Origin of the sequence: Streptomyces kebangsaanensis, from assembly GCF_001906585.1 — a bacterium.
In the GTDB taxonomy this organism is placed as follows: domain Bacteria; phylum Actinomycetota; class Actinomycetes; order Streptomycetales; family Streptomycetaceae; genus Streptomyces; species Streptomyces kebangsaanensis.
Window position 1 is genome coordinate 2758 of record NZ_JUJA01000164.1, and the last position, 1444, is coordinate 4201.

Below are 1444 nucleotides of genomic sequence, written 5' to 3' on the forward strand. Positions count from 1 at the left end.
GCCGGGTCGCCAGCAGGTACAGCCCGCCGACGGCCGGGGTCAGCTTCACCGACGCCGCCAGTCCCACGCCCGCTCCCCGGCCCACCGCCGCGCGCGGCACGGCCAGGCACCACAGGACGACGGCGCCCAGCAGCAGGTTGACCTGTCCCTGGTCGAGGGTGTGCCGCACGGGTTCCAGCCACAGCCCGGCGGCGGCCCAGAGCAGGGCGCGCTCCCGTACCCGGCCCCCGGCGCGCGGGCCCAGCAGGCGCACCGCGCCCACGGCGACGACGAGGAGCGCCGCCACGGAGAGCGTCTGCCAGAGCGCGACCAGCACCTCCCACGGAAGGCGCGACAGCGGCAGGAACAGCAGGGCGGCGAAGGGCGGGTAGGTGAACGGCAGCCGGGGGATGGGCGGAGTGGTCCGCAGCGCGTAGTCGTACAGACCCCCGGAGAGCACGTGCGGTGCGGCCTCGCGGTAGACGCGCAGGTCCAGCGGGTGCGTCGGGTGGGTGACGACGGCGAGGACGTGCACGGCCACGGAGACGGCCAGACACCAGCCGGCATGGCCGGTGAGCCACTGTCCGGCCCTCCGGCCCGTGGCCCAGATCCCCTTCACCGCACCAGCCCCGTCGTGTCGGCAGCGCCCGCAGGCTAGCCCAGCGGGTACGTCGGACGGCGGCTGCCACGCCGGGCATCGCCCGTACGGGCGATGCCCGGCGCCCGGGTCAGATGGTCACCCGGACCCCGACGGTGCCGCCCACCCCGCGGCGCAGCCGGCTGCCCAGCAGGGTGAGGCGGCCGAGCACGCCGTACTTGCGGGCGATGAGATCGCGGTAGCGGGCGGTGGCGGCCGGACCGCAGATCTCCGCCGTCGCCGCCGCCTGTTCCCCGGTGGGGTTGCCGCGCAGGTCGCAGGGGCCGACGAGGACGTCGGCGCGGTTGCGGATCCGCTTGACCTTCCCGGAGTCGGCGGCCGTCCACACACCGAGCGCGTCACCGTCGCGCACCACCCACACCGGGGTGGCGACCGGAGTGCCGTTCCTGCGGTAGCTGGTGACCAGCAGGTACTTCCCGGCCCCGAGCCGCTCCACCAAGGTGTCGTCCATGCGCGGCAGTCTAGGCGTGGGGGGCTCTGCCCCGCCGGGCCGCTGCACGGGCACCCCCAAAGAACACCCGAGGAGGACCCGAAGAAGATCACCCGCGTGCTGAACACGGCCGTGCCGCGCCACGTATGAGGGGAAGGGCGCTCGAGGACCGGAGGGCCCCGCGGTGTCGATACCGCGTGTTCGGGGTGCAGGAGCCACACATGAGGCACGTACGACGACGGGTCGTCCGGCGGGTGACACGGCTGGCGGCCGTCGCGGGACTCCTCCTGGGAGGGGGGATGGTCACGCAGGCGGCGATGGCCGGTGAGACTCCCGGCGCCCCCGCCGCCGTACGCGGCTCGGCGCAGCCGGCCGCC

Annotated in this window: 1 protein-coding gene and 1 pseudogene; both read right to left on the reverse strand. The window is 75.3% G+C overall.

What is annotated here, in order from left to right; genetic code table 11:
• A pseudogene (locus RH94_RS46475) lies at window positions 1-598 on the reverse strand (glycosyltransferase 87 family protein); the annotation flags it as partial.
• 109 nt (window positions 599-707) lie between these two features.
• A complete protein-coding gene (locus RH94_RS33050) occupies window positions 708-1088 on the reverse strand; it encodes a PPOX class F420-dependent oxidoreductase (RefSeq protein ID WP_073952024.1) in 381 nt (126 codons plus the stop codon).
• Between the last annotated feature and the right edge of the window lie 356 nt (window positions 1089-1444).

Bases quoted from the DNA above. Each gene is read 5' to 3' on its own strand.
- RH94_RS33050 (WP_073952024.1), bottom strand. From the start codon at position 1,088: ATGGACGACACCTTGGTGGAGCGGCTCGGGGCCGGGAAGTACCTGCTG.